Genomic DNA, 19,548 nt, shown 5'->3' with positions numbered 1-19,548 from the left:
AGCGCTAGTGGCGCTCGCCGGGCTCCACGATGTGGACCTGCACCGCGCGGAACTGCGCCGGGGCGGCGAGCAGGACCTCCTTCGTCGGCTCGCCGACCTCCAGCGCCGGCTCCCGGCGCACCGCCGCCAGCGGCGCGAGCCGGGGGTCGGCGAGCACGGCGTCGACCATCCCCCGGTCGCCCCCGGTGAACAGCGCGGCCACCCCGCCGGCGTGCGGGAGCAGCACCCGGGCGGCGGTGTCGGCGGCCGCGGTGACGACGGCGTCGGCCTGGTTGCCGCGGCGGCGGGCGAAGCGCTGCTGGCTCCAGCCGCCCGCGGCGCTGCGGCCCTGCACCAGGCGGCTGTCGACCTTGGAGACGACCAGGTCGGGACCGTCGAACACGCCGGTCGCCCAGCGGCCGCGGCGCACGAGCAGGACCGCGGCGCGGCGCGGCTGCCGTGCGGCGGCGGTGAAGGCGGTCAGCACCGGGGCCGACGGCGTCCACCCGAAGGGTGCGCGCAGCGTCAGGGTGGTGCCGTCGGCGCACGTCACGCCCACCGCGCCGTCGTCGGCGGCCCTCGCCTCGAGCGCTCCGTGCCGCGCGACGACGCCGTCGAGCCAGCGGCCCAGCCGCTCCGGCGCCACGCCGAGGACGCGGCCGCCGCCGGCCGCCGGCCGGGGACGGGTCACCCGCTCAGCCGGTGACCTCACCGGCGAGCGCCGGCTCGGCGAGGTTCTCGGCCGGCACGTGCAGCAGCCGCTGCGCGGCGATCACGACCACCGCGGCGATCCCGGCGGAGACGGTCGCGACGAGGAAGGCGGCGTTGGCGCTGACCGTGTCGACGACCTTCCCGGCGATCGAGGTGCCGACGGCGACGCCGAGGCCGAGCGCGGTGCCGATCCAGGTGAACGCCTCGGTGACGGCGGACTTCGGCACGATCAGCTCCGCGAGGGTGAACGAGCTGATCAGCGACGGCGAGACCGCCACCCCGGCCAGCACGACGAACGGGATCATCACCCAGACGTTGCCGATGAGGACCAGCGGCACGGACAGGACGGTGAGCACGACCAGGACGACGAGCAGCCGGTGGCGCAGCGGGTGCCGCCAGTGCACCGCGCCCCAGCCGATGCCGCTGACCATCGACCCGACGGCGAGCCCCGCGATGAGGACGCCCGACAGCGCCATCGCCCCGACCTCGTCGGCGAAGGCGACCAGCGCGATCTCCAGCGTGCCGAGGATCGACCCGACGGCGGCACCGACCACGAACAGCACCCGCAGGCCCGGCGTCCGGATGGCCGAGGGGCCCCTGCGTGCCTCGTGGCCGTGCGGCGGCGGCTCGGTGCGGCCCTGGGCGGCGAACAGCAGCGCGCCGACGACGGCGAGGGTGAAGGCGGTGACCACGCCCGAGGTGGCGTGCCCGGTCGTCGAGAGGAACGTGACGAGCACCGGCCCGACGATGAACACCATCTCGTCGACGACGGACTCCATGGCCAGCGCCGCGGGCAGCCGCGTGGTGCCGCGCAGCAGGTGGGTCCACCGCACGCGGATCATCGAGGCGACCGGCGGGATGCACGCGCCCGCGACGCCGGCGGTGACGAAGAAGGTCCAGCGCGGCCAGTCCTCCTTCACCGCGGTGAGGAACAGCGCGCCGGCCGCGGCGAAGAGCGCGACGACGGGGAGCAGGGTGCGGCGCTGGCCGAAGGTGTCGGCGAGCCGGCCGAGGACCGGGCCGGCCAGGGCGGTGGTGACCGCGCCGGCGGCCGCGACGGTGCCGCCCAGCCCGTAGGAGCCGGTCTCGTCGGCGATCAGCAGGACGCAGCCGAGGCCGACCATCGACAGCGGCAGCCGGCCGATGAAGGCGGCGAGCACCATGGGCAGCGCGTGCGGCGTGCGCAGCACGTGCAGGTAGGGATTGGGCACCGGGGAGCGACCTGTCGTCAGGGGGACGCTGGTTCGCCCGTCACGCTAACCGACGTCCGGGTGCCGGGCTGGGAGGCACCTGGCGGTGTGTGAGCGGACGAGCACGGCCCCGCCCGGACGACGCTGTCCGTGCGGGGCCGTGGGGTCCCACCGCGAGCTCGCGCGGTGGGGGTCTTCAGGCGAGGCGGCTCTTGAGGATCTCCAGCTCGTCCCACATGGTGCTGGGCAGCTTGTCCCCGAACTTCTCGAACCACTCGGTGATCTGCGGGACCTCCTGCCGCCACTCGTCCTTGTCGACGGTGAGCGCCAGGCGGACCTGGTCCTCGGTCACGTCCAGGCCCGAGACGTCGAGCGAGCCCGGCGCCGGGACGTGGCCGACCGGGGTCTCCTCCGCGGCGGCGGTGCCCTCGAGGCGCTCGACGACCCACTTGAGGACGCGGCTGTTCTCGCCGAAGCCCGGCCACAGGAAGCCGCCGTCGGAGTCACGGCGGAACCAGTTCACGTAGAAGATCCGGGGCAGCTTGGTGGCGTCGTGCGCCTTGCCGGTCTCCACCCAGTGCCGGAAGTAGTCACCGGCGTTGTAGCCGATGAACGGCAGCATGGCGAAGGGGTCGCGGCGGACGACGCCGACGGCGCCGGTGGCCGCGGCCGTCGTCTCCGAGGAGAGCGTGGCGCCCATGAACACGCCGTGGTTCCAGTCCCGCGCCTCGGTGACCAGCGGGATCGTGGTCTTGCGGCGGCCACCGAAGAGGATCGCCGAGATCGGCACGCCCTTGGGGTCGGTGTACTCCGGCGCCAGGATCGGGCACTGGGTGATCGGGGTGCAGAACCGCGAGTTCGGGTGCGACGAGGGCTCGTCGGAGTCCGGCGTCCAGTCCTGCTTCTTCCAGCTGGTGAGGTGCGCCGGCGGCTCCTCGGTCATGCCCTCCCACCAGACGTCGCCGTCGTCGGTGAGCGCGACGTTGGTGAACACCGAGTTGCCGTTGTCGATGGTGCGCATCGCGTTCGGGTTGGTGTCCCAGCCGGTGCCCGGGGCGACGCCGAACAGCCCGTACTCGGGGTTGGTGGCGTAGAGCCGGCCGTCCTCGCCGAAGCGCATCCAGGCGATGTCGTCACCGATGGTCTCGACCTTCCACCCGGGGATGGTCGGCTCGAGCATGGCCAGGTTCGTCTTGCCGCAGGCCGACGGGAAGGCCCCGGCCACGTAGTACGTCTTCTGCTGCGGGCTGGTCAGCTTGAGGATCAGCATGTGCTCGGCCAGCCAGCCCTCGTCGCGGGCCATCGCCGAGGCGATCCGCAGCGAGTAGCACTTCTTGCCCAGCAGGGCGTTGCCGCCGTAGCCGGAGCCATAGGACCAGATGGCCCGCTCCTCGGGGAAGTGCACGATGTACTTGGTCTGGCTGCACGGCCAGGGCACGTCCTCCTGGCCCTGCTCGAGCGGGGCGCCGAGGGAGTGCATCGCCGGCACGAACGGCCGGTCGGTGCCCATGGCCTCGAGGATCCGGCTGCCGATGCGCGCCATGACCCGCATGGAGACGACGACGTACTCCGAGTCGGTGAGCTCGACGCCGAACATCGGGTCCTCGGCCTCGACCGGGCCCATGCAGAACGGGATGACGTACATCGTCCGGCCGCGCATCGAGCCCCGGTAGAGCTCGGTCATGATCGACTTCATCTCGTCGGGAGCCATCCAGTTGTTGGTGGGCCCCGCGTCGGCCTCGTCGACCGAGCAGATGAAGGTGCGGTCCTCGACGCGCGCGACGTCACTGGGGTCGGAGGCGCACCAGAACGAGTTGGGCTTCTTCTCCAGGCGGGTGAAGGTGCCGGCGTCGACCAGCTTCTGGGTGAGCCGCTCCCACTCCTCGTCCGTGCCGTCCACCCACACCACCTGGTCCGGGGTGGTCAGCTCCGCCATCTCGCGCACCCAGGCGAGCAGCCGGGCGTGCGTCGTGGGGGCGTTCTCGAGACCGGGGGTGGCCACGGAAGTCACGGCGTCTCCATCCTCTGGGCACGCCGGGTGTCGAGGGACGCCGGCGCCGGTGCGTGCTGTGACCCGGGTCCGGCGGAACTCGTCCGGCCGTCCGGGTCGGGTCAGCGTACAAGCGGGGACACCCGCCCGTAACGGTGAGAGACGTTACGTCTAGGACGTCTAGGTCCGCGCGGGGTGGGGACCGGGAACACCGCAGGTCGGAGCGGTGTTGGGAGCTCGACGTGACCAGTCTCACGCCCGGATCCGGCACCCTCCCCGCCCTCTTCACGCCCCTGGCGCTGCGCGGGGTGACCCTCTCCAACCGGCTGGTGGTCGCCCCGATGTGCCAGTACTCGGTGACCGACGGCCTGGTCGGCGACTACCACCTGGTGCACCTGGGGCGCTTCGCCCTCGGCGGTTTCGGCACGGTCGTCGTCGAGGCGACGGCGGTGACCCCGGAGGGGCGGATCAGCCACGGCGACGTCGGCCTGTGGTCGGACGCGCACGTGCCCGGGCTGGCGCGGATCGCCGGCTTCCTGCGCGCCTCCGGCGCGGTCCCGGGCATCCAGCTGGCGCACGCCGGCGCCAAGGCCAGCAGCCACCGCCCGTGGGAGGGCGGTGCGGCGGTGACGCCGGGGACCGCGCTCCCCGGCGAGGAGCCGTGGCAGACCGTCTCGGCCAGCCCGGTGCCCGCCGTTCCCGGCTCACCGGTGCCGCACGAGCTGACGGTCGCGGAGCTGGCGGAGGTGCGCGAGGCCTTCGTCGCCGCCACCCGCCGGGCGCTCACCGCCGGGTTCGACGTCGTCGAGGTGCACGCCGCGCACGGCTACCTGCTGCACCAGTTCCTCTCCCCGCTGTCCAACCGGCGCACCGACGCCTACGGCGGGAGCCGGGAGGCCCGGTGGCGGTTCCCCCTCGAGGTGGTGGAGGCCGTGCGCGCGGCGTGGCCGGAGGACCGGCCGCTGTTCGTGCGGGTGTCGGCCGTCGACGGCACCACCGACGGGATCACGCTGGAGGACACCGTGGCCCTCGCCCGCGAGCTGCGCGCCCGCGGGGTCGACGTCGTGGACGCCTCCGGCGGCGGCCTGGGCGGCTGGGACCACCCGCTGGGCTACGGCTACCAGGTGCCCTTCGCCGCCGGCATCCGCGAGGGCGCCGGGATCGCGACGATGGCCGTCGGGCTGATCGTCGACGCGCGGCAGGCCGAGGCCGTCGTCGCCGGCGGGCTCGCCGACCTGGTCGCCCTCGCGCGGGAGGCGCAGGAGGACCCGAACTTCGCCGTCCACGCCGCCCGCGACCTCACCGGCTCCCACGACACCTACCCGGTGCAGGCGGGACCGCGGCTGGGCCGCCGCCACGAGTTCCTCGGCAGGCTCGGCCCGTGGACCGGCCCGGAGCCCGTGCAGGTGCCGGCGCGCGACTGATCGCCCCGGGACGCCGCCGGTCCCGCTACGGTCCCCGGCCCATGCCGTCCCGCTCGGCGCTCGTCGCCGTCTCCGCCGCCCAGTTCGCCGCAGGCCTCGCCGGCCAGGTGCTCGCCTTGCGCCGTCGCCACCACTTCGACCTGCCGTTCCTCACCGGGAGCCCGGACCGGGTGGGGCGCGACTCGCTGTGGATCGGGTCCGCGCTGGCCGCTCCCGTGTGGATGCTCGCCGTCCAGGGGTGGGCGGTGTCCCGGCTGGCGGCGGGGCCCGACGAGCCCGCGCGGCGGGCGCTGCGGCTGCTCAGCGCCGGGATGGTCCCCGGCTACGTGCAGGAGCGGCTGGTCCGGCGGCGGCTCACCCGCGGCGGCGCCGACCCGGTCGAGACGCCGCTCGTCGTCGCCGGGCTGGGCCTGGCGGCGGCGATGGCCGTCCTGAGCAGGCCGGGCGCCGTCTCCTGAGACTCAGGCGTGGGCCGCCCGGCCGTACTCCGGGCCGGTCGCCGCGAGGAAGGCGTCCCAGTCGCCGGGGTCGGGGCGCCCGCCCACCACGGCGTCGAACTTGTCGAGGTACCAGTGCCAGCCGAGGGCGAAGTCGGTGACGTCGGTGCCGGCGGCGAAGACCTGGACGAAGTGCAGGGTCGTCCGGCCGCTCTCCACGGCGAGGGCGAGCTCGACCCGCCAGTCCTGCTGCTCGGCCCACTCGACGACGAGCCTGCGCGGCGGGTCGCACTCGGCGATGCGCACCGCCTCACCGGCCGGCTCGGCCTCGTGCGTCATCGTCAGGGTCCCCCGGGCGCCGGGGGAACGCCCACCCTCGTAGGTGCCGAACCAGCGGGCCAGCCGGTCGGGCTCGGTGAGTGCGGCCCAGACGGCGTCGGGCCCGTCGGACCACGAGCGGCGGAACTCCAGCCGGAGCCGGCCGTCGGGCAGTTCGGTGACCACACCGCGGCGGTCGATCGGCGGGTCGGCGGGGCTCGTCGGGTCGGTCACGGGGGATCTCCGTCCGTCGGGGGATGGACCCGGGCCCGGCGGCCGCGGGCGATCTCGCTGTCGAGGGCGTCGAACCGCTGGGCCCAGAGGTCGCGGTAGGACCCCAGCCAGTCGTCGACCTCCCGCAGCGGGCGCGGGTCGAGCGCGTAGAGCCGCCGGCGGCCCTCGACCCGGCTGGACACCAGCCCGGCCTCCCGCAGCACGCGCAGGTGCCGGCTGATGGCCGGGCGGCTGACGGCGAACCGGCCGGCCAGCTCACCCGCGGGCAGCTCGCCGTCCCGGAGCAGCGCCAGGAGCTGCCGCCGGGTCGGGTCCGCGAGTGCCGCGAGCGCCTCCACGCCGGATGTGTAACACACGGCTTACGCATCCGGCGAGCGGTTGCCGTCGCGGCCACAGGGGCAGGGACGACGCATGACCGTCACCGACCCCGACGTCCCGGATCCGCTCCACGACCCCCGGACGACGCAGGCCGACCCCGGCGCCTTCGCCGAGGGCGCGGACCTCGCCTCGACCGACGACGACCCGGCGTCGACCGGCGAGGACGAGCTCACCGCCGACGACCCGGAGACCACGGCCGGTCGGACGCTCGCCGACGACGCGGGTGGCGGCGACGTCACCGGCGGCGCGTCCTCCGGGGCACCGCGCAACCCCGCCTGAGCGCCCGTTTTCGGTCCGCGCCCGCGGGGCACCTGGACCGGCGTCCCACCCCCACGACGAGGAGGTCGCCATGGCCACCGGTGAGACCGGCTTCGAGGACGTCACGTTCGACCTGATCTCCGTGCAGTACCACTCGCTGAAGGCGGGGCACGACTACGGCCAGTACGTCCGGGACGCCGAGAACGCCGGCCTGGACGACGTCGCCGCCTTCTTCCGCGAGGTCATGGAGCAGGACTCGGCACGCGCCCGGCGCTGCCACGAGCTGCTGAGGAACATCTCCGGCACCGAGCAGGGCGGCCCCGCCACCCAGTGATCGGACGACGAGGGCCCCTTCCCCACACCGGGGAAGGGGCCCTCGTGGTGCTCAGACCGCGCAGGTGTCGCCGTCGCAGCCCTCGGCGGCGGGGACGGTCAGCAGCGGGTGGGCGTCGGCCCAGGCACGCTCGAGCACCTGCAGCAGCAGGTCGGCCGGCTGGGCGCCCGAGGCGCCGTACTCCCGGTCGACGACGAAGAAGGGCACCCCGGTGGCGCCGAGCGCCCGCGCCGTGGCGACGTCGGAGAGGACGGCCGGGCGGTGGCGGGAGTCGGCCAGCGCCGCGCGCACCTCGGCCTCGTCGAGGCCCACCTCGACGGCCAGCGCGGCCAGCGAGTCGACGTCGAAGACCGGGCGGCCCTCCGTGAAGTACGCGGCGAACAGCCGCTCCTCCATCTCGCCCTGCAGCCCGTGCTCGGCGGCGAGGTGGGTGAGCTCGTGGGCGAGCAGCGTGTTGCCGCTGACGCCGTTCGCGAGGTCGTAGGACAGGCCCTCGCCGGCGGCGGTCTCCTCGACGTGCCGCATCATCGCCCGCACGTCCTCGACCGGGCGGCCGTACTTGGCGGCCAGCGCCGGGAGGGTCGGGTGCGTCTCGCCCTCGGGGACCGAGGGGTCGAGCTGGAAGGACCGCCAGACGACCTCGACCTGGTCGCGGTGGGGGAACCGCTCCAGCGCGGTCTCCAGCCGGCGCTTGCCGATGTAGCACCACGGACAGACGACGTCGGACCAGACCTCGATGCGCACGGCCCGGTCAACCGCGGGCCGCGCGTGCTCATTCCGGCCGGTGCGCCTCCGCCCGGGCCCGCCCGTCGCCCGGGGTCGGGTCGAGGAAGACGTAGCGGACGCCCTCGTGCCGGGCGACGAGCCGCCGCTCGGCCTCGTCGGAGGCCCGCTCGATGTCGGCGACGGTCGCGGTGTCGGCGAAGTCGACCTTGGCCATGACCGCCAGCTGCCCGGGGCCGATGACCGTGGTGAGCAGGACGGGGACGTCGTCGACCTGCGGCAGCCCGGCGATCTCGGCGCGGAGCTCGTCCTGCAGCCGCGGGGCCACCGACTGGCCGATGAGCAGGGAGACGTTCGCCCGCGCCAGCGACCCGGCGACCACCAGGAGCAGGACGCCGATGAGGATCGCGGCGAGGCCGTCCCACACCGGGTCGCCGGTGACCTGCTCGAGGAAGAGGCCCAGCGCGGCGAGGACGAGGCCGACCAGCGCGGCGCTGTCCTCGAAGGTGACGGCCTTGACCGTGGTGTCGCTGGTCTCGGCGAGGTAGCGCCGGGGCGTCGTCCCCCACTTCCTGGCCGCACCGCGGACCTGCCGGACGGCCTTGAGCCAGGACGCGCCCTCGAGGACGAACGAGACCGCCAGGACGACGTAGGCGATCAGCGGCGAGCCCTGCTCCTCGCCCTCGAGGATCGTCTCGACGCCCTGGTAGAAGGAGAAGCCGGCGCCGAGGGTGAAGGTGGCCAGGCAGGCGAGCAGCGCCCAGAAGTAGGTCTCCCGGCCGTAGCCGACCGGGTGCCGGGCGTCGGGCGCCTTGTCGCCGCGCTTGAGCGCGACGAACAGCAGGACCTCGGTGATCGTGTCGGCCACCGAGTGCGCGGCCTCGGACAGCATCGCCGAGGAGTGGCTGATCAGGCCCCCGACCAGCTTCGCGATGGCGATGCCCAGGTTGGCCAGCCCGGCGACGACGACGGTGCCGGTGGACTCACCGCCGCCCGACCCGCCACCGGCGCTCTGCGACTCCTCCACCAGCGCGTGGCCACGGGTGGGCACCGGTTCGCTCATGGCCCCTGCGGTGCCCCGTGGTTGCCCACCACAACCGCCGGTCGGGTCCCCTCCGCGCCGGTGTCTGCCGGCGGGCTCGTGCTCTGCCCCGATCGGGGGCAGAGCACGAGCGCGGGGACGGAGCGGTCCGCTACCGGACGCCGACGAGGTCGACCACGAAGACGAGCGTGGCGCCCGGCTGGATGACGCCGCCGGCACCGCGGTCGCCGTAGGCCTTGTGCGCCGGGATGGTCAGCCGGCGCCGGCCGCCGACGCGCATGCCCTGGATGCCCTCGTCCCAGCCCTGGATGACCATGCCGACGCCGAGGCGGAACTCCAGCGGGTCGCCGCGGTCCCAGGAGGCGTCGAACTGCTCGCCGCCGTCGTGGGTGACGCCGACGTAGTGCGCGCTGACGAGGTCACCGGCCGTGGCCTCGGGGCCGTCGCCGACGACGAGGTCCTCGATCACCAGGTCGTCGGGGGCGGGGCCGGTGGGCGGCTCGACGTCGGGACGGCTCAGGGGCTGGGCCATCGGTCCTCCTCGGATCGGCGCCGGGTGGGTCCCCGACGGGTCCCGGACATCCAACCAGCGGCGCCGGCGGGCCGCGCGGGTGCGGGCGGGCGCCGAGGGTGCTGGGCTGGCGGGGTGAGCACCGAGGAACCGCCGTGGTGGACCCGCGCCGTCGTCTACCAGGTCTACCCCCGCTCGTTCCAGGACTCCGACGGCGACGGGATCGGCGACCTCGGCGGGATCCTGCAGCGCGTCGACCACCTCGCCGACCTCGGCGTCGACGTCGTCTGGCTCTCGCCGGTGTACCCCTCGCCGCAGGCCGACAACGGCTACGACATCAGCGACTACGAGGACATCGACCCGCTGTTCGGCACCCTCGCGCAGTTCGACGAGCTGCTCGCGGCGCTGCACGGGCGCGGGATCCGGCTGGTCATGGACCTCGTGGTCAACCACACCAGCGACGAGCACCCGTGGTTCGTCGAGTCCCGGTCGTCGACGGACTCCCCCAAGCGCGCCTGGTACTGGTGGCGGCCGCCGCGGGAGGGGATGGCCGCGGGGCAGCCCGGCGCGGAGCCGACGAACTGGCACTCCTTCTTCTCCGGGCCCACCTGGACCCTCGACCAGGACAGCGGCGAGTACTACCTGCACCTGTTCGCCCGCAAGCAGCCCGACCTGAACTGGGAGAACCCCGAGGTGCGGCAGGCGGTGTACGCGATGATGCGCCGCTGGCTCGACCGCGGCGTCGACGGCTTCCGCATGGACGTCATCAACATGATCAGCAAGGACGTCGGTCCCGACGGCGCGCTGCACGACGGCCCGCCGCTGCCGGGCGTCCCGTACGGCGACGGGTCGGCGTCGTACCTGTGCGGCCCGCGGATCCACGAGTTCCTGCAGGAGATGCACCGCGAGGTGTTCGCCGGCCGTCCCGACCGGCTGCTCACCGTGGGCGAGATGCCGGGCGTGACGGTCGAGCAGGCCCGGCTGTTCACCGACCCGGCGCGCGCCGAGGTGGACATGGTGTTCCAGTTCGAGCACGTGGGCCTCGACTTCGACGGCGACAAGTGGCACCCGCGCCCGCTGCGGATGCGCGACCTCAAGGCCTCGTTCGGCCGCTGGCAGGCGGGGCTGGCCGACGTCGGCTGGAACTCCCTCTACTGGGACAACCACGACCAGCCGCGGGCGGTGTCCCGCTTCGGCGACGACTCGCCCCGGTTCCGCCGGGACTCCGCCACGTGCCTGGCCACGCTGCTGCACCTGCACCGCGGGACGCCCTACGTCTACCAGGGCGAGGAGATCGGGATGGCGAACTTCCCGTTCACCGCGCTCGAGCAGTTCCGCGACGTCGAGTCGCTCAACCACCACGTGCAGGCCGTGGCGCACGGCGCCGACCCCGCCGAGGTGCTCGCCGCGATGCGCCGCGCGAGCCGCGACAACGCCCGCACCCCCGTGCAGTGGGACGCCTCGCCGGCCGCCGGCTTCACCACCGGGACGCCGTGGATCGCGGTCAACCCCGACCACCGGGAGTGGAACGCCGCCGCCCAGCGCGAGGACCCCACCTCGGTGCTCGCCCACCACCGCCGGCTGATCGCGCTGCGGCACGAGGAGCCGGTGGTGGCGCTGGGCGACTTCACGATGCTGCTGCCCGACCACGACGACGTGTACGCGTTCACCCGCAGCCTCGACGGCGACACGCTGCTCGTCGTCTGCAACGTCGGCCCGGCGCCGCAGCCACTCGCCGACCTGCTGCCCGAGGCGGTCGGCGCCGGGGTCGTCCTCGGCAACCTGCCCGAGGACGACCCCGCGGTGCTCAGGCCCTGGGAGGCCCGGGTGCTGCGACCGGCCCGCTGACCCCCGCCGGCACGATCGCCTCGGGCCCGGTCGCCCCGGACCCCATCGCCCCGGACCCGATCGCCCCGGACCCGATCGCCCCGGACCCGATCGCCCCGGACCCGATCGCCTCGTCGGCGGGGACGTCGAGCGGGTGGGCGATCTCGTCGGCCGGCAGCCGCCAGGCCAGGACCGCGACGAGCGCGAGCACCGGCGGCACGAGGCCGGCCAGCAGGAAGGTGCCGGTCAGCCCGAGCAGCCCGCTGACCGGGCCGGCCAGCGCCATGGACAGCGGCATGAACGCCATCGAGACGAAGAAGTCGAGGCTGGACACCCGGCCGAGGAGGGCGGGCGGCACCCGCCGCTGCAGCAGCGTGCCCCAGATGACCGTCCCGGCCTCGAACGCCGCACCGAGCACCCCGGCCGCGGCGATCATCACCCACAGCTGCGAGGTCCAGCCGAAGACGACCATCGGCACGCAGCCCAGGCCCCACAGCAGGTTCATGACCGTCAGGTAGCGCCGCGGCAGCCGGTAGGAGGCGACGACGGCCGACCCGACGGCGCCGCCGATGCCGAACGCGGCCAGCACCAGCGCGTGCTCCGACGGCCCCCCGCCGGCCTGGTCACGGATCGCGAAGGGCACGAGGACCTCGAAGGGGCCGATGAGCACGAGCACCATGAGCGAGGCGAACAGCAGCGTGGCCAGCAGCCACGGCGTGCGGACCATGTAGGCCACGCCCTCGCGGACGTCGGCGAGCAGGCCGGACCCGGCGACGTCGCGGCGCACCGGCGTGGTGGGCAGCGCGGCGACGCAGGCCGCGGCGGCGGCCGAGGTCAGCGCGGTGACCGCGAGTGCCGCGCCCGGGGAGAACGCGGCCACGAGCAGGCCGGCGGCCGCAGGCCCGACCGCCATCGCCAGCGCGGGGCGGACGACGCCCTCGAGGCCGTTGGCGGCCAGCAGGTCGCCGGGCGGGACCAGGCCGGGGACCAGCGCGGAGTAGGCCGGGTAGTACAGCCCCATCGCGATCCCCTGCGCCAGCGCGGCCGCGGACAGCGGCCCGAGCGCGAGCGCCCCTGCCAGCGAGAGGACGGCGACCAGGCCGACCGCCGCCGTCTGCAGCAGCGCGACGCCGAGCAGGATCCGCCGCTGCGGGACGCGGTCGGCCAGCGCGCCGCCGAGCAGGGTGCTGGCGAGCATGCCGCCGGCCGACAGCGCGGTGGCCAGCGACAGCGCGGCGGGGCCGCCGCCGAGGTCGACCACCTGCCAGACCAGCGCGACGGTCCACAGCCCCTGGGCCAGCAGCGAGAGCCCCAGTGAGGTGGCCAGCAGGCGGTAGGAGCGGTGCCGCAGGGGCGCGAGCGCGCGCGGCAGGCCGGCCATCGCGGGATCCTCCTCGTCCGGTGCGGCGCCCCGTCGGCGCCGTCGCGCCCATGCTCGCCGACGCGGACGACGGGAGCAGCCGGATTACCGGAGGAGCGCAGGAACGGTCGGCAGTACAGTCCCCTCCCCGTGGGCCGGGTGGTCGAGGCGGTGCTCCCCGCCCGGATGGGGACGGCGTTCCGCTGGCTGATGGCGTCGTCCTGGGTGGGCAACCTCGGCGACGGTCTCGCGCTGGCGGCGGGCCCCCTGCTGGTGGCCGCGCGCACGCAGGACCCGCTGCTGGTCGCGCTCGGCGCCCTCCTGCAGCAGCTGCCGTGGCTGCTGTTCGGCCTGCACGCCGGCGTGCTGGCCGACCGGGTCGACCGCCGGGTGCTCGTCGTGGCCGTCGACCTGGCCCGGGCGGGGGTGCTCGTCGTGCTGGGGGCGGCGCTGCTCACCACCGACGTCGGGCTGGTGCCGGTGCTGGCCGCGCTGTTCGTCCTCGGCACCGCGGAGGTCTTCGCCGACACCGCGGCGGGGACGCTGCTGCCGATGGTCGTCGACCGCGCCGACCTGGGCATCGGCAACGCCCGCCTGACCGCGGGCGCGCTGACGATGAACCAGCTCGCCGGTCCCGCGATCGGCGGCGTGCTGTTCCTGGCCGGCGCGGCGTGGCCCTTCCTGGCGCAGGCGGTGCTCGTGGCGCTGGGCGCGGTGCTCATCGGGCGCATGCGCGTCCCGCGGCCGGAGCGCCCGGCGGAGCGGGCCCGGATCGGCCGGGACATCGCCGAGGGACTGCGCTGGACCTGGGGCAACGCGGCGGTGCGGACGCTGACCCTCACCATCGTGCTGTTCAACGTCACCTACGGCGCGGCGTGGTCGGTGCTCGTGCTCTACGCCGACCAGCGGCTGGGCCTCGGCGCGGCGGGCTTCGGCCTGCTCACCACCGTGGGCGCGCTGGGCGGCATCGTGGGGACGGCGTCCTACGACTGGCTCGAGCGGCGCGTCGGCATGGCCACGCTCATGCGGGTGGGCCTGACCATCGAGACGCTCGTGCACGCCGCCCTCGCGCTGACCACCACGCCGTGGGTGGCCGCGGCGGTGCTGTTCGTCTTCGGCGCGCACGCGTTCATCTGGGGGACGACGTCGCGCACGGTGCGGATGCGTGCCGTGCCGGGCCCCCTGCAGGGCCGGGTCGGGAGCCTCTACGCGATGGGCGTCTTCGGCGGCATCCTGCTCGGCCAGGCCGTCGGCGGCGTCGTCGCGCGCGTCTGGGGCGTCACCGGGCCGTTCTGGTTCGCCTTCGCCGGCTCGGCGGTGCTGCTGGTGCTCGTCTGGCGGGAGCTGGGGCACATCGGTCACGCCGACGACGTCGCCGCATCCGAGCGTGTGCGCTGAGGCCGCACCCGGAGGTCCGGAACCCGGCCCCGGCGCACACGCTCGTCACGTCAGGGGCGAGCGGGGCAGCAGGCGGTCGCTGATGATCCGCTTCTGGATCTCGCTGGTGCCCTCGAAGATCGTGGTCAGCCGGGCGTCGCGCCAGTGCCGCTCCACCTGCCGCTCGGTGGTGTAGCCGTTGCCGCCGTGCAGCTGCATGGCCTGGTTGGTCACCCGCACCGCCATCTCGGTGGCCTCGAGCTTGACCATGGAGGCCTCCCGCTCGCAGCGCACACCCAGGTCGACGAGGTGGGCCACCTGCCGGTAGAAGGCGCGGGACTGCTCGATCTGCGCGGCCATCTCGGCGACGGCGAAGCGCAGCGCCTGGAAGTCGGCGATCGGGTGGCCGAACTGCTCGCGCTCCTGCAGGTAGACCACCGAGTCCTCGAGTGCGGCGCGGGCCAGGCCGACGGCGCGGGCGGCGGTGTGCACCCGCGCGGTGTTGAGGAACGCCTGCGCCGCCGCGAAGCCGGCGCGCTCGGCGGCCTCCCCCTGCTCGTCGCCGGCCACCTCGGCGGCGCGGGCCTCGTCGACGACGTCGGCCCGCGGGATCCGGACGCCGTCGAAGACGAGGTCCCAGGTGAGGAAGCCGTGGTAACCGATCTTGTCGATCGGCGTGCCGGTGAGCCCGGGCGGGAACGAGCCGCGCTCCTTCTCCAGCAGCAGGTTGACCAGGCCCTTCGACCGGGACTCCCCCGGCTCGGGGTCGCGCTCGCGGACGAGCACCTGGATGAAGTCCGCGGCCTCGGCGTTGCCGCACCAGCGCTTGTGCCCGGTGACCACCCACTCGTCCCCGTCGAGCACGGCGCGGGTGGAGACGCCGGCGAGGTCGGAGCCGGCGTCGGGCTCGGACAGCGCGATGGCGCCGATCCACTCGCCCTTCGCGCTGCGGCGCAGCAGCTCCTCGCGGCGGGCCGCGTCGGCCACCGCCGTCCCGAGGCCCTGCGCGCGGGCCAGGATGCTCGCGCTGCTCATCCAGGCGCGGGCCAGCTCCTCGGAGACCATGCAGTACTCGAAGACGCCCAGGCCCAGCCCGCCGTGCTCGGCCGGGACGGTGATCCCGAAGTAGCCGAGCTCGGCCATGCGGGCCAGCAGCGACTCCGGCAGCAGCCCCTTCCGCGGGTCGAGCTCGTCGGCGACCGGCAGCACCTCCTCGGCGGCGAACCGGCGGGCCTGCAGCTGCAGGGCCTCGCGCTCGGGCGTGTGCCACGGCGGCAGCAGCACGGGCGGCTGGGGCTCGAGCAGCCCGGTGCGGCGCTCCTGGCTCGACGTCATGGTCGCGGGGCCTCTCCGTCGGTCGGTGGGCGGTCCCGCTCCACCTTCCTGTCCGCCGGGGAGCCGCGCACGGCGCCGCCGCGGGAGCGTGACCGAGCCCACGTCCGTCCGGGTCGACCTCACAACTACTTCACAGATCTCACAACGGTCTGGTAGAAAGCCGTCGTGGCCGACCGACTCGACGTGACGCTGCGGCTGGTGCGCAACGCCGGCCGCGCCTCGCTCGCCGACCTCGCCGCCCGCCTCGGCGTCTCCGAGATGACCGTCCGCCGCGACCTCGACGTGCTGCAGGCCCGCGGGCTGGTCGAGCGGGTGCGCGGGGGCGCGCTCGCCGTCGCCGGGCCGGAGAACGGCTTTGCCGCCCGCGCCGGCTGGCAGGCCGGCCTCAAGGAGCGCATCGGCCGGGTCGCCGCCGCGCGCGTCGAGCCCGGCGCCACCGTGCTGCTCGACGCCGGGACGACGACGGTGCACGTCGCGCGCGCCCTGGCCGACCGCGCCGCCGCCGGGGAGGGCCCGTTCACCGCCGCCGTCGTGAGCCTGCCGGTGGCCGACGCGCTGGCCGACCGGCCCGGCGTCCGCCTGCTCGTCGTCGGCGGGGAGGCCCGCCCGGGCGAGCGCAGCCTGGCCGGGCCGCTGACCGCCACGGTGCTGCGGCAGCTCACCTTCGACCTGTTCGTCATGTCGATCGGGGCGGTGAGCGCGGCGGCCGGCTGGTCGGAGTTCACGCTCGAGGACGCCGCGGTCAAGCAGGTCGGGCTGCAGCAGGCCCGCAGCACCCTCGTCGTCGCCGATGCCTCGAAGCTCGGCGTGCGCGCCTTCGCCTCGGTCGCCCCGCTGGACGCGGTCGGCCGGCTGGTCACGGACGCGAGCGCCCGCGACCCCCAGCTCACCCCCGCGGCCCAGGACACCCTGGCCGCGCTCGACGACGCCGGCGTGGAGGTCGACTGCACGTGAACGAGCCCCTGATGATCCTGGTCGCCGGCCCCTACCGCGGGGGCACCGGCGACGACCCGGAGCGGATCGCGGCCAACCACCGCGCCATCCAGCTCGCCTGCCTGGAGCTGTTCCGCGCCGGCCACCTCGCCGTCAACGGGGAGGACCTGGCCCTGCCGCTGGCGGAGCTCGCCGGGTCGACGCGGGTGGGCGACGCCGCCTTCGACGAGGTGTTCCACCCCATGGGCCGGCGGCTGGTGGCCCGCTGCGACGCCGTCCTCCGGCTGCCCGGCACCTCGGCGGGCGCCGACGAGATGGTCGAGCTCGCCCGGGCCCACGGCGCGGCGGTCTACACGAGCGTCGACGAGGTGCCGGCGGTGGCCCGGTGAGCGGCGTCCTCGGGGTGGACGTCCCCGACGCGCGGGGGCGGACCGGGCTCGACCGGGCCGGCCGCGACCTCACCGGCAACCCCGACGTCGTCGTCCGGGAGGTCGAGGTGCTCTCCAGCTCCTGGTACGTCAACCGGCGGACGACGTTCGAGCGGCGCGGCCGCGACGGCGCCTGGCGCACCGAGCAGCGCGAGACCCACGACCGCGGCAACGGCGCCACCGTCCTGCTGTACGACACCGCCCGGCGCACGGTGCTGCTCACCCGGCAGTTCCGCTTCCCCGCCTACGTCAACGGCTCCCCCGACGGGATGCTCGTCGAGACCGCCGCCGGGCTGCTCGACGAGCAGGACGCCGAGGCCGCGGTCCGCCGGGAGGCCGAGGAGGAGCTCGGCGTCACCGTCGGGGCGCTGACCCGGCTGCCGGACCTGTTCATGAGCCCGGGCTCGGTGACCGAGCGGCTCGCCTTCTTCGCCGGCCCGTACACCCCGGCCGACCGGGTGTCGGCCGGGGGCGGGCTCGCCGAGGAGGGCGAGGACATCGAGGTGCTGGAGCTGCCGTTCGCCGAGGCGCTGGCCATGGCCGGCGACGGCCGGATCGCCGACGCCAAGACCGTCCTGCTGCTGCAGTGGGCGGCCCTGCGGGGACCGTTCCGCGCCTAGCGGGTCCCGCGCTCCCGGGCCAGCGCGACGTAGTGCTCGACCAGGGACGCGTCGTCGACGGCCCCGGGGTTGACCGCCTTCTCCGGCGGCACGCCCTGGAACAGCCGCTTGAGCGGCACCTCCAGCCGCTTGCCGGTCCGGGTGTGCGGGACCCCGGGCGCGACGAGGATCTCGTCGGGCACGTGCCGCGGGCTGGCGGAGCTGCGGATGGCGGCGCGGATCCGGTCGCGCAGCTCGTCGGTGAGCTCGGCGCCGGGCGCCATCTGCACGAACAGCGGCATCCAGTAGCCGCCGTCGCGCTGCTCGACGCCGAGGACGACGCAGTCGGCGATCTCCGGGAAGGACTCGACGGCGGCGTAGATGTCGGCGGTGCCCATGCGCACGCCGCCGCGGTTGAGGGTGGAGTCCGAGCGCCCGGTGATCACGCAGGTGCCGCGGTCGGTGACCTCCATCCAGTCGCCGTGGCGCCACACGCCCGGCCACGGCTCGAAGTAGGCCTCGCGGTACCGGGTGCCGTCGGCGTCGTTCCAGAAGTACAGCGGCATCGACGGCATCGGCTCGGTGATCACCAGCTCGCCGAGCTCGCCCACGACCGGCTGGCCGTCCTCGTTCCACGCCGCCGCCGCGACGCCGAGCATCGGCCGCTGCAGCTCGCCGGCGGTCACCGGGAGCAGCAGCGTGCTGCCGATGAAGCCGGTGGCGACGTCGGTGCCGCCGGACGCCGAGCTGAGGAAGACGTCGCTGCCCACCGCGTCGTAGACCCAGTGGAACGCCGACGCCGGCAGCGGCGATCCGGTGGACCCGATGACCCGCAGGGCCGAGAGGTCGTGCGTCTCCCCCGGCCGGATGCCCGCCTTCTCGCAGGCGATGAGGTACCCGGCGCTGGTGCCCAGGTAGGTGATGCCGGTGCGCGCGGCGAGGGCGAACTGCGCGTCGACCGAGGGGTACGCCGGCGCGCCGTCGTGGACCACCACGGTCGCGCCGCGCAGCAGCGCCGAGGTGGCGATGTTCCACATGATCCAGGCGGTGGAGGCGTACCAGTAGAAGCGGTCGCCGGGGCCGACGTCACCGTGCAGGCCCAGCTGCTTGTGCTCCTCGAGCGCCACTCCCCCGTGCCCGTGCACGATCCCCTTGGGCAGGCCGGTCGTGCCGGACGAGTAGACGATCCACAGCGGGTGCTCGAACGGCAGCGCCTCGAACACCGGGTCCTGCCGGTCGGCGACGGCGTCGGCCCAGCCCAGCGCACCGTCGGGCACCTCGCCCGGGAACAGCCGGGGCACCGCGATCGTCGTCCGCACGGTCGGCAGGGCGGCCCGCAGCTCCGCGACGACCTCCCGCCGGTCGTGGGGCTTCCCGTTGAACCGGTACCCGTCGACGGCCACCAGCACGGTGGGCTCGATCTGGGCGAAGCGGTCGAGGACCGCCCGGGTGCCGAAGTCCGGCGCGCAGGAGGACCACACCGCACCGATCGAGGCGGCGCCGAGGAAGGCGACCACCGCCTCCGGGACGTTGGGCAGGTAACCCGCGACGCGGTCCCCGCGCTGGACGCCCAGCCGGCGCAGGGTCGCGGCGAACGCGCCCACCTGCGCGCGCAGGTCGGCCCAGGAGACCTCGACGGGCTCGGCGTCCTCGGCGACGGCGATCAGCGCCGGGTGCTCGTCCGTGGCGTGCCGCAGCGCCTGCTCGGCGTAGTTCACCGTGGCGTCCGGGAACCACTCCGCGCCCGGCATCTCCCGCCGGGTCAGGACGCGGTCGTCGGGGACGCGCTCCGGGAGGACGCCGGACCACGCGGCGACGTCGGCCCAGAACTGGTCGAGGTGCTCGACCGACCAGCGCCAGATCGCGTCGTAGTCACCGGCGTCGAGGTCGAGCCCGCGGCGGGCGGCCACCTCACGGGCGAAGGCGGCGAGCCGGGTCGCCTCCCGGACCTCCGGGGTGGGCTGCCAGAGCACCGGTGCGGGCGGGGTGTCAGCGGTCACAGCAGCACCCTGCCACTGCCCGGCGACGACCGGGACGGGGACCGGCTCCTCACGGAACGTGATCGTCCCCTCCCGGCGGACCACCCCATCGGACGACGGACTCCGGCTGGCGCTCTCCGTGACCACCTGGCTCCAATGAGTGAGCACCGTGTCGACGACA

The 19,548-nt window shown here is 74.9% G+C and carries 20 protein-coding genes; 9 read left to right on the top strand and 11 right to left on the bottom strand.

Translation table 11 applies throughout. The annotated features are described in order from the left end of the window. Positions 1–4 precede the first annotated feature (4 nt). The 3 genes from JD79_RS07755 to JD79_RS07745 all read right to left on the bottom strand — a co-directional run bounded on the left by JD79_RS07755 (position 5) and on the right by JD79_RS07745 (position 3,882). Positions 5–670, bottom strand: coding sequence for an acVLRF1 family peptidyl-tRNA hydrolase (locus tag JD79_RS07755; RefSeq protein ID WP_110005053.1), 666 nt, complete (start codon positions 668–670; stop codon positions 5–7). Between the two features lie 4 nt (positions 671–674). Then, positions 675–1,901, bottom strand: coding sequence for an MFS transporter (locus JD79_RS07750; RefSeq protein WP_110005052.1), 1,227 nt, complete (start codon positions 1,899–1,901; stop codon positions 675–677). A gap of 175 nt (positions 1,902–2,076) precedes the next feature. Further along, positions 2,077–3,882 (bottom strand): phosphoenolpyruvate carboxykinase (GTP), encoded by a 1,806-nt coding sequence (locus tag JD79_RS07745; RefSeq protein WP_245899911.1) that lies wholly within the window; start codon positions 3,880–3,882, stop codon positions 2,077–2,079. 230 nt (positions 3,883–4,112) lie between these two features. Here JD79_RS07745 and JD79_RS07740 point away from each other — a divergent pair, with 230 nt between their 5' ends. Then, positions 4,113–5,294, top strand: coding sequence for an NADH:flavin oxidoreductase/NADH oxidase (locus JD79_RS07740; RefSeq protein WP_110005050.1), 1,182 nt, complete (start codon positions 4,113–4,115; stop codon positions 5,292–5,294). Between the two features lie 41 nt (positions 5,295–5,335). After that, positions 5,336–5,752 (top strand): hypothetical protein, encoded by a 417-nt coding sequence (locus tag JD79_RS07735; RefSeq protein ID WP_110005049.1) that lies wholly within the window; start codon positions 5,336–5,338, stop codon positions 5,750–5,752. Between the two features lie 3 nt (positions 5,753–5,755). On the opposite strand, the gene JD79_RS07730 is transcribed toward JD79_RS07735, so the two are convergent. Then, positions 5,756–6,283, bottom strand: coding sequence for an SRPBCC domain-containing protein (locus JD79_RS07730; RefSeq protein WP_110005048.1), 528 nt, complete (start codon positions 6,281–6,283; stop codon positions 5,756–5,758). Continuing rightward, positions 6,280–6,621, bottom strand: coding sequence for an ArsR/SmtB family transcription factor (locus JD79_RS07725; RefSeq protein ID WP_110005047.1), 342 nt, complete (start codon positions 6,619–6,621; stop codon positions 6,280–6,282). Before JD79_RS07725 ends, JD79_RS07730 begins: the two co-directional genes overlap by 4 nt. A 73-nt stretch (positions 6,622–6,694) precedes the next feature. On the opposite strand from JD79_RS07725, the gene JD79_RS07720 reads away from it, so the two are divergent. Together JD79_RS07720 and JD79_RS07715 are read left to right on the top strand one after the other, a co-directional pair. After that, positions 6,695–6,940: a hypothetical protein gene (locus tag JD79_RS07720; protein ID WP_110005046.1), complete on the top strand. Its 246-nt coding sequence runs from the start codon at positions 6,695–6,697 to the stop codon at positions 6,938–6,940. 70 nt (positions 6,941–7,010) lie between these two features. Next, a complete protein-coding gene (locus JD79_RS07715) occupies positions 7,011–7,253 on the top strand; it encodes an acyl carrier protein (RefSeq protein ID WP_075014112.1) in 243 nt (80 codons plus the stop codon). 51 nt (positions 7,254–7,304) lie between these two features. On the opposite strand, the gene JD79_RS07710 is transcribed toward JD79_RS07715, so the two are convergent. From JD79_RS07710 to JD79_RS07700, 3 genes are all read right to left on the bottom strand, one after another. Beyond that, positions 7,305–7,997, bottom strand: coding sequence for a DsbA family oxidoreductase (locus JD79_RS07710; protein WP_110005045.1), 693 nt, complete (start codon positions 7,995–7,997; stop codon positions 7,305–7,307). A gap of 28 nt (positions 7,998–8,025) precedes the next feature. Beyond that, positions 8,026–9,039 carry a cation diffusion facilitator family transporter gene (locus tag JD79_RS07705; RefSeq protein WP_110005044.1) on the bottom strand — a complete coding sequence of 338 codons (1,014 nt, stop codon included), beginning with the start codon at positions 9,037–9,039 and terminating at the stop codon, positions 8,026–8,028. Between the two features lie 130 nt (positions 9,040–9,169). After that, positions 9,170–9,550, bottom strand: a complete 381-nt coding sequence (locus JD79_RS07700; RefSeq protein WP_110005043.1) for an FKBP-type peptidyl-prolyl cis-trans isomerase — start codon at positions 9,548–9,550, stop codon at positions 9,170–9,172. Positions 9,551–9,664: 114 nt separating this feature from the next. On the opposite strand from JD79_RS07700, the gene JD79_RS07695 reads away from it, so the two are divergent. Continuing rightward, a complete protein-coding gene (locus JD79_RS07695; RefSeq protein WP_110005042.1) occupies positions 9,665–11,377 on the top strand; it encodes a glycoside hydrolase family 13 protein in 1,713 nt (570 codons plus the stop codon). Here JD79_RS07695 and JD79_RS07690 read toward each other — a convergent pair. Continuing rightward, a complete protein-coding gene (locus tag JD79_RS07690; protein WP_110005041.1) occupies positions 11,337–12,737 on the bottom strand; it encodes an MFS transporter in 1,401 nt (466 codons plus the stop codon). The genes JD79_RS07695 and JD79_RS07690 overlap by 41 nt on opposite strands. A 129-nt stretch (positions 12,738–12,866) precedes the next feature. Here JD79_RS07690 and JD79_RS07685 point away from each other — a divergent pair, with 129 nt between their 5' ends. Continuing rightward, positions 12,867–14,114: an MFS transporter gene (locus JD79_RS07685; protein ID WP_110005040.1), complete on the top strand. Its 1,248-nt coding sequence runs from the start codon at positions 12,867–12,869 to the stop codon at positions 14,112–14,114. A gap of 45 nt (positions 14,115–14,159) precedes the next feature. Here the strand turns inward: JD79_RS07685 and JD79_RS07680 are convergent, their stop codons facing one another. Next, entirely contained in the window at positions 14,160–15,428 is a 1,269-nt protein-coding gene (locus JD79_RS07680) for an acyl-CoA dehydrogenase family protein (RefSeq protein WP_110005039.1), read from the bottom strand. 165 nt (positions 15,429–15,593) lie between these two features. Between JD79_RS07680 and JD79_RS07675 the strand changes: the two genes are divergently transcribed. Genes JD79_RS07675 through JD79_RS07665 form a run of 3 tightly spaced genes read left to right on the top strand, consistent with a single transcriptional unit; the run spans position 15,594 to position 17,409 of the window. After that, complete coding sequence (locus tag JD79_RS07675) at positions 15,594–16,382, top strand: DeoR/GlpR family DNA-binding transcription regulator (RefSeq protein ID WP_110005038.1); 789 nt, start codon at positions 15,594–15,596, stop codon at positions 16,380–16,382. Further along, positions 16,379–16,750 (top strand): DUF4406 domain-containing protein, encoded by a 372-nt coding sequence (locus JD79_RS07670; RefSeq protein WP_245899909.1) that lies wholly within the window; start codon positions 16,379–16,381, stop codon positions 16,748–16,750. Before JD79_RS07675 ends, JD79_RS07670 begins: the two co-directional genes overlap by 4 nt. After that, on the top strand, positions 16,747–17,409 hold the full coding sequence (locus JD79_RS07665) for an NUDIX domain-containing protein (RefSeq protein ID WP_110005036.1): 663 nt from the start codon (positions 16,747–16,749) through the stop codon (positions 17,407–17,409). Before JD79_RS07670 ends, JD79_RS07665 begins: the two co-directional genes overlap by 4 nt. On the opposite strand, the gene JD79_RS07660 is transcribed toward JD79_RS07665, so the two are convergent. Next, positions 17,406–19,388 (bottom strand): acetoacetate--CoA ligase, encoded by a 1,983-nt coding sequence (locus JD79_RS07660; RefSeq protein WP_110007532.1) that lies wholly within the window; start codon positions 19,386–19,388, stop codon positions 17,406–17,408. The genes JD79_RS07665 and JD79_RS07660 overlap by 4 nt on opposite strands. Positions 19,389–19,548: the final 160 nt, after the last annotated feature.

The organism is Geodermatophilus normandii (genome assembly GCF_003182485.1).
Classification (GTDB): Bacteria; Actinomycetota; Actinomycetes; order Mycobacteriales; family Geodermatophilaceae; genus Geodermatophilus; species Geodermatophilus normandii.
The sequence above is the reverse complement of the archived record's forward strand: the minus strand, read 5'-3'. Positions and strand labels throughout refer to the sequence as shown.

Bases quoted from the DNA above. Each gene is read 5' to 3' on its own strand.
- JD79_RS07705 (WP_110005044.1), bottom strand. From the start codon at position 9,039: ATGAGCGAACCGGTGCCCACCCGTGGCCACGCGCTGGTGGAGGAGTCG.
- JD79_RS07700 (WP_110005043.1), bottom strand. From the start codon at position 9,550: ATGGCCCAGCCCCTGAGCCGTCCCGACGTCGAGCCGCCCACCGGCCCC.
- JD79_RS07715 (WP_075014112.1), top strand. From the start codon at position 7,011: ATGGCCACCGGTGAGACCGGCTTCGAGGACGTCACGTTCGACCTGATC.
- JD79_RS07690 (WP_110005041.1), bottom strand. From the start codon at position 12,737: ATGGCCGGCCTGCCGCGCGCGCTCGCGCCCCTGCGGCACCGCTCCTAC.
- JD79_RS07735 (WP_110005049.1), top strand. From the start codon at position 5,336: ATGCCGTCCCGCTCGGCGCTCGTCGCCGTCTCCGCCGCCCAGTTCGCC.
- JD79_RS07680 (WP_110005039.1), bottom strand. From the start codon at position 15,428: ATGACGTCGAGCCAGGAGCGCCGCACCGGGCTGCTCGAGCCCCAGCCG.
- JD79_RS07720 (WP_110005046.1), top strand. From the start codon at position 6,695: ATGACCGTCACCGACCCCGACGTCCCGGATCCGCTCCACGACCCCCGG.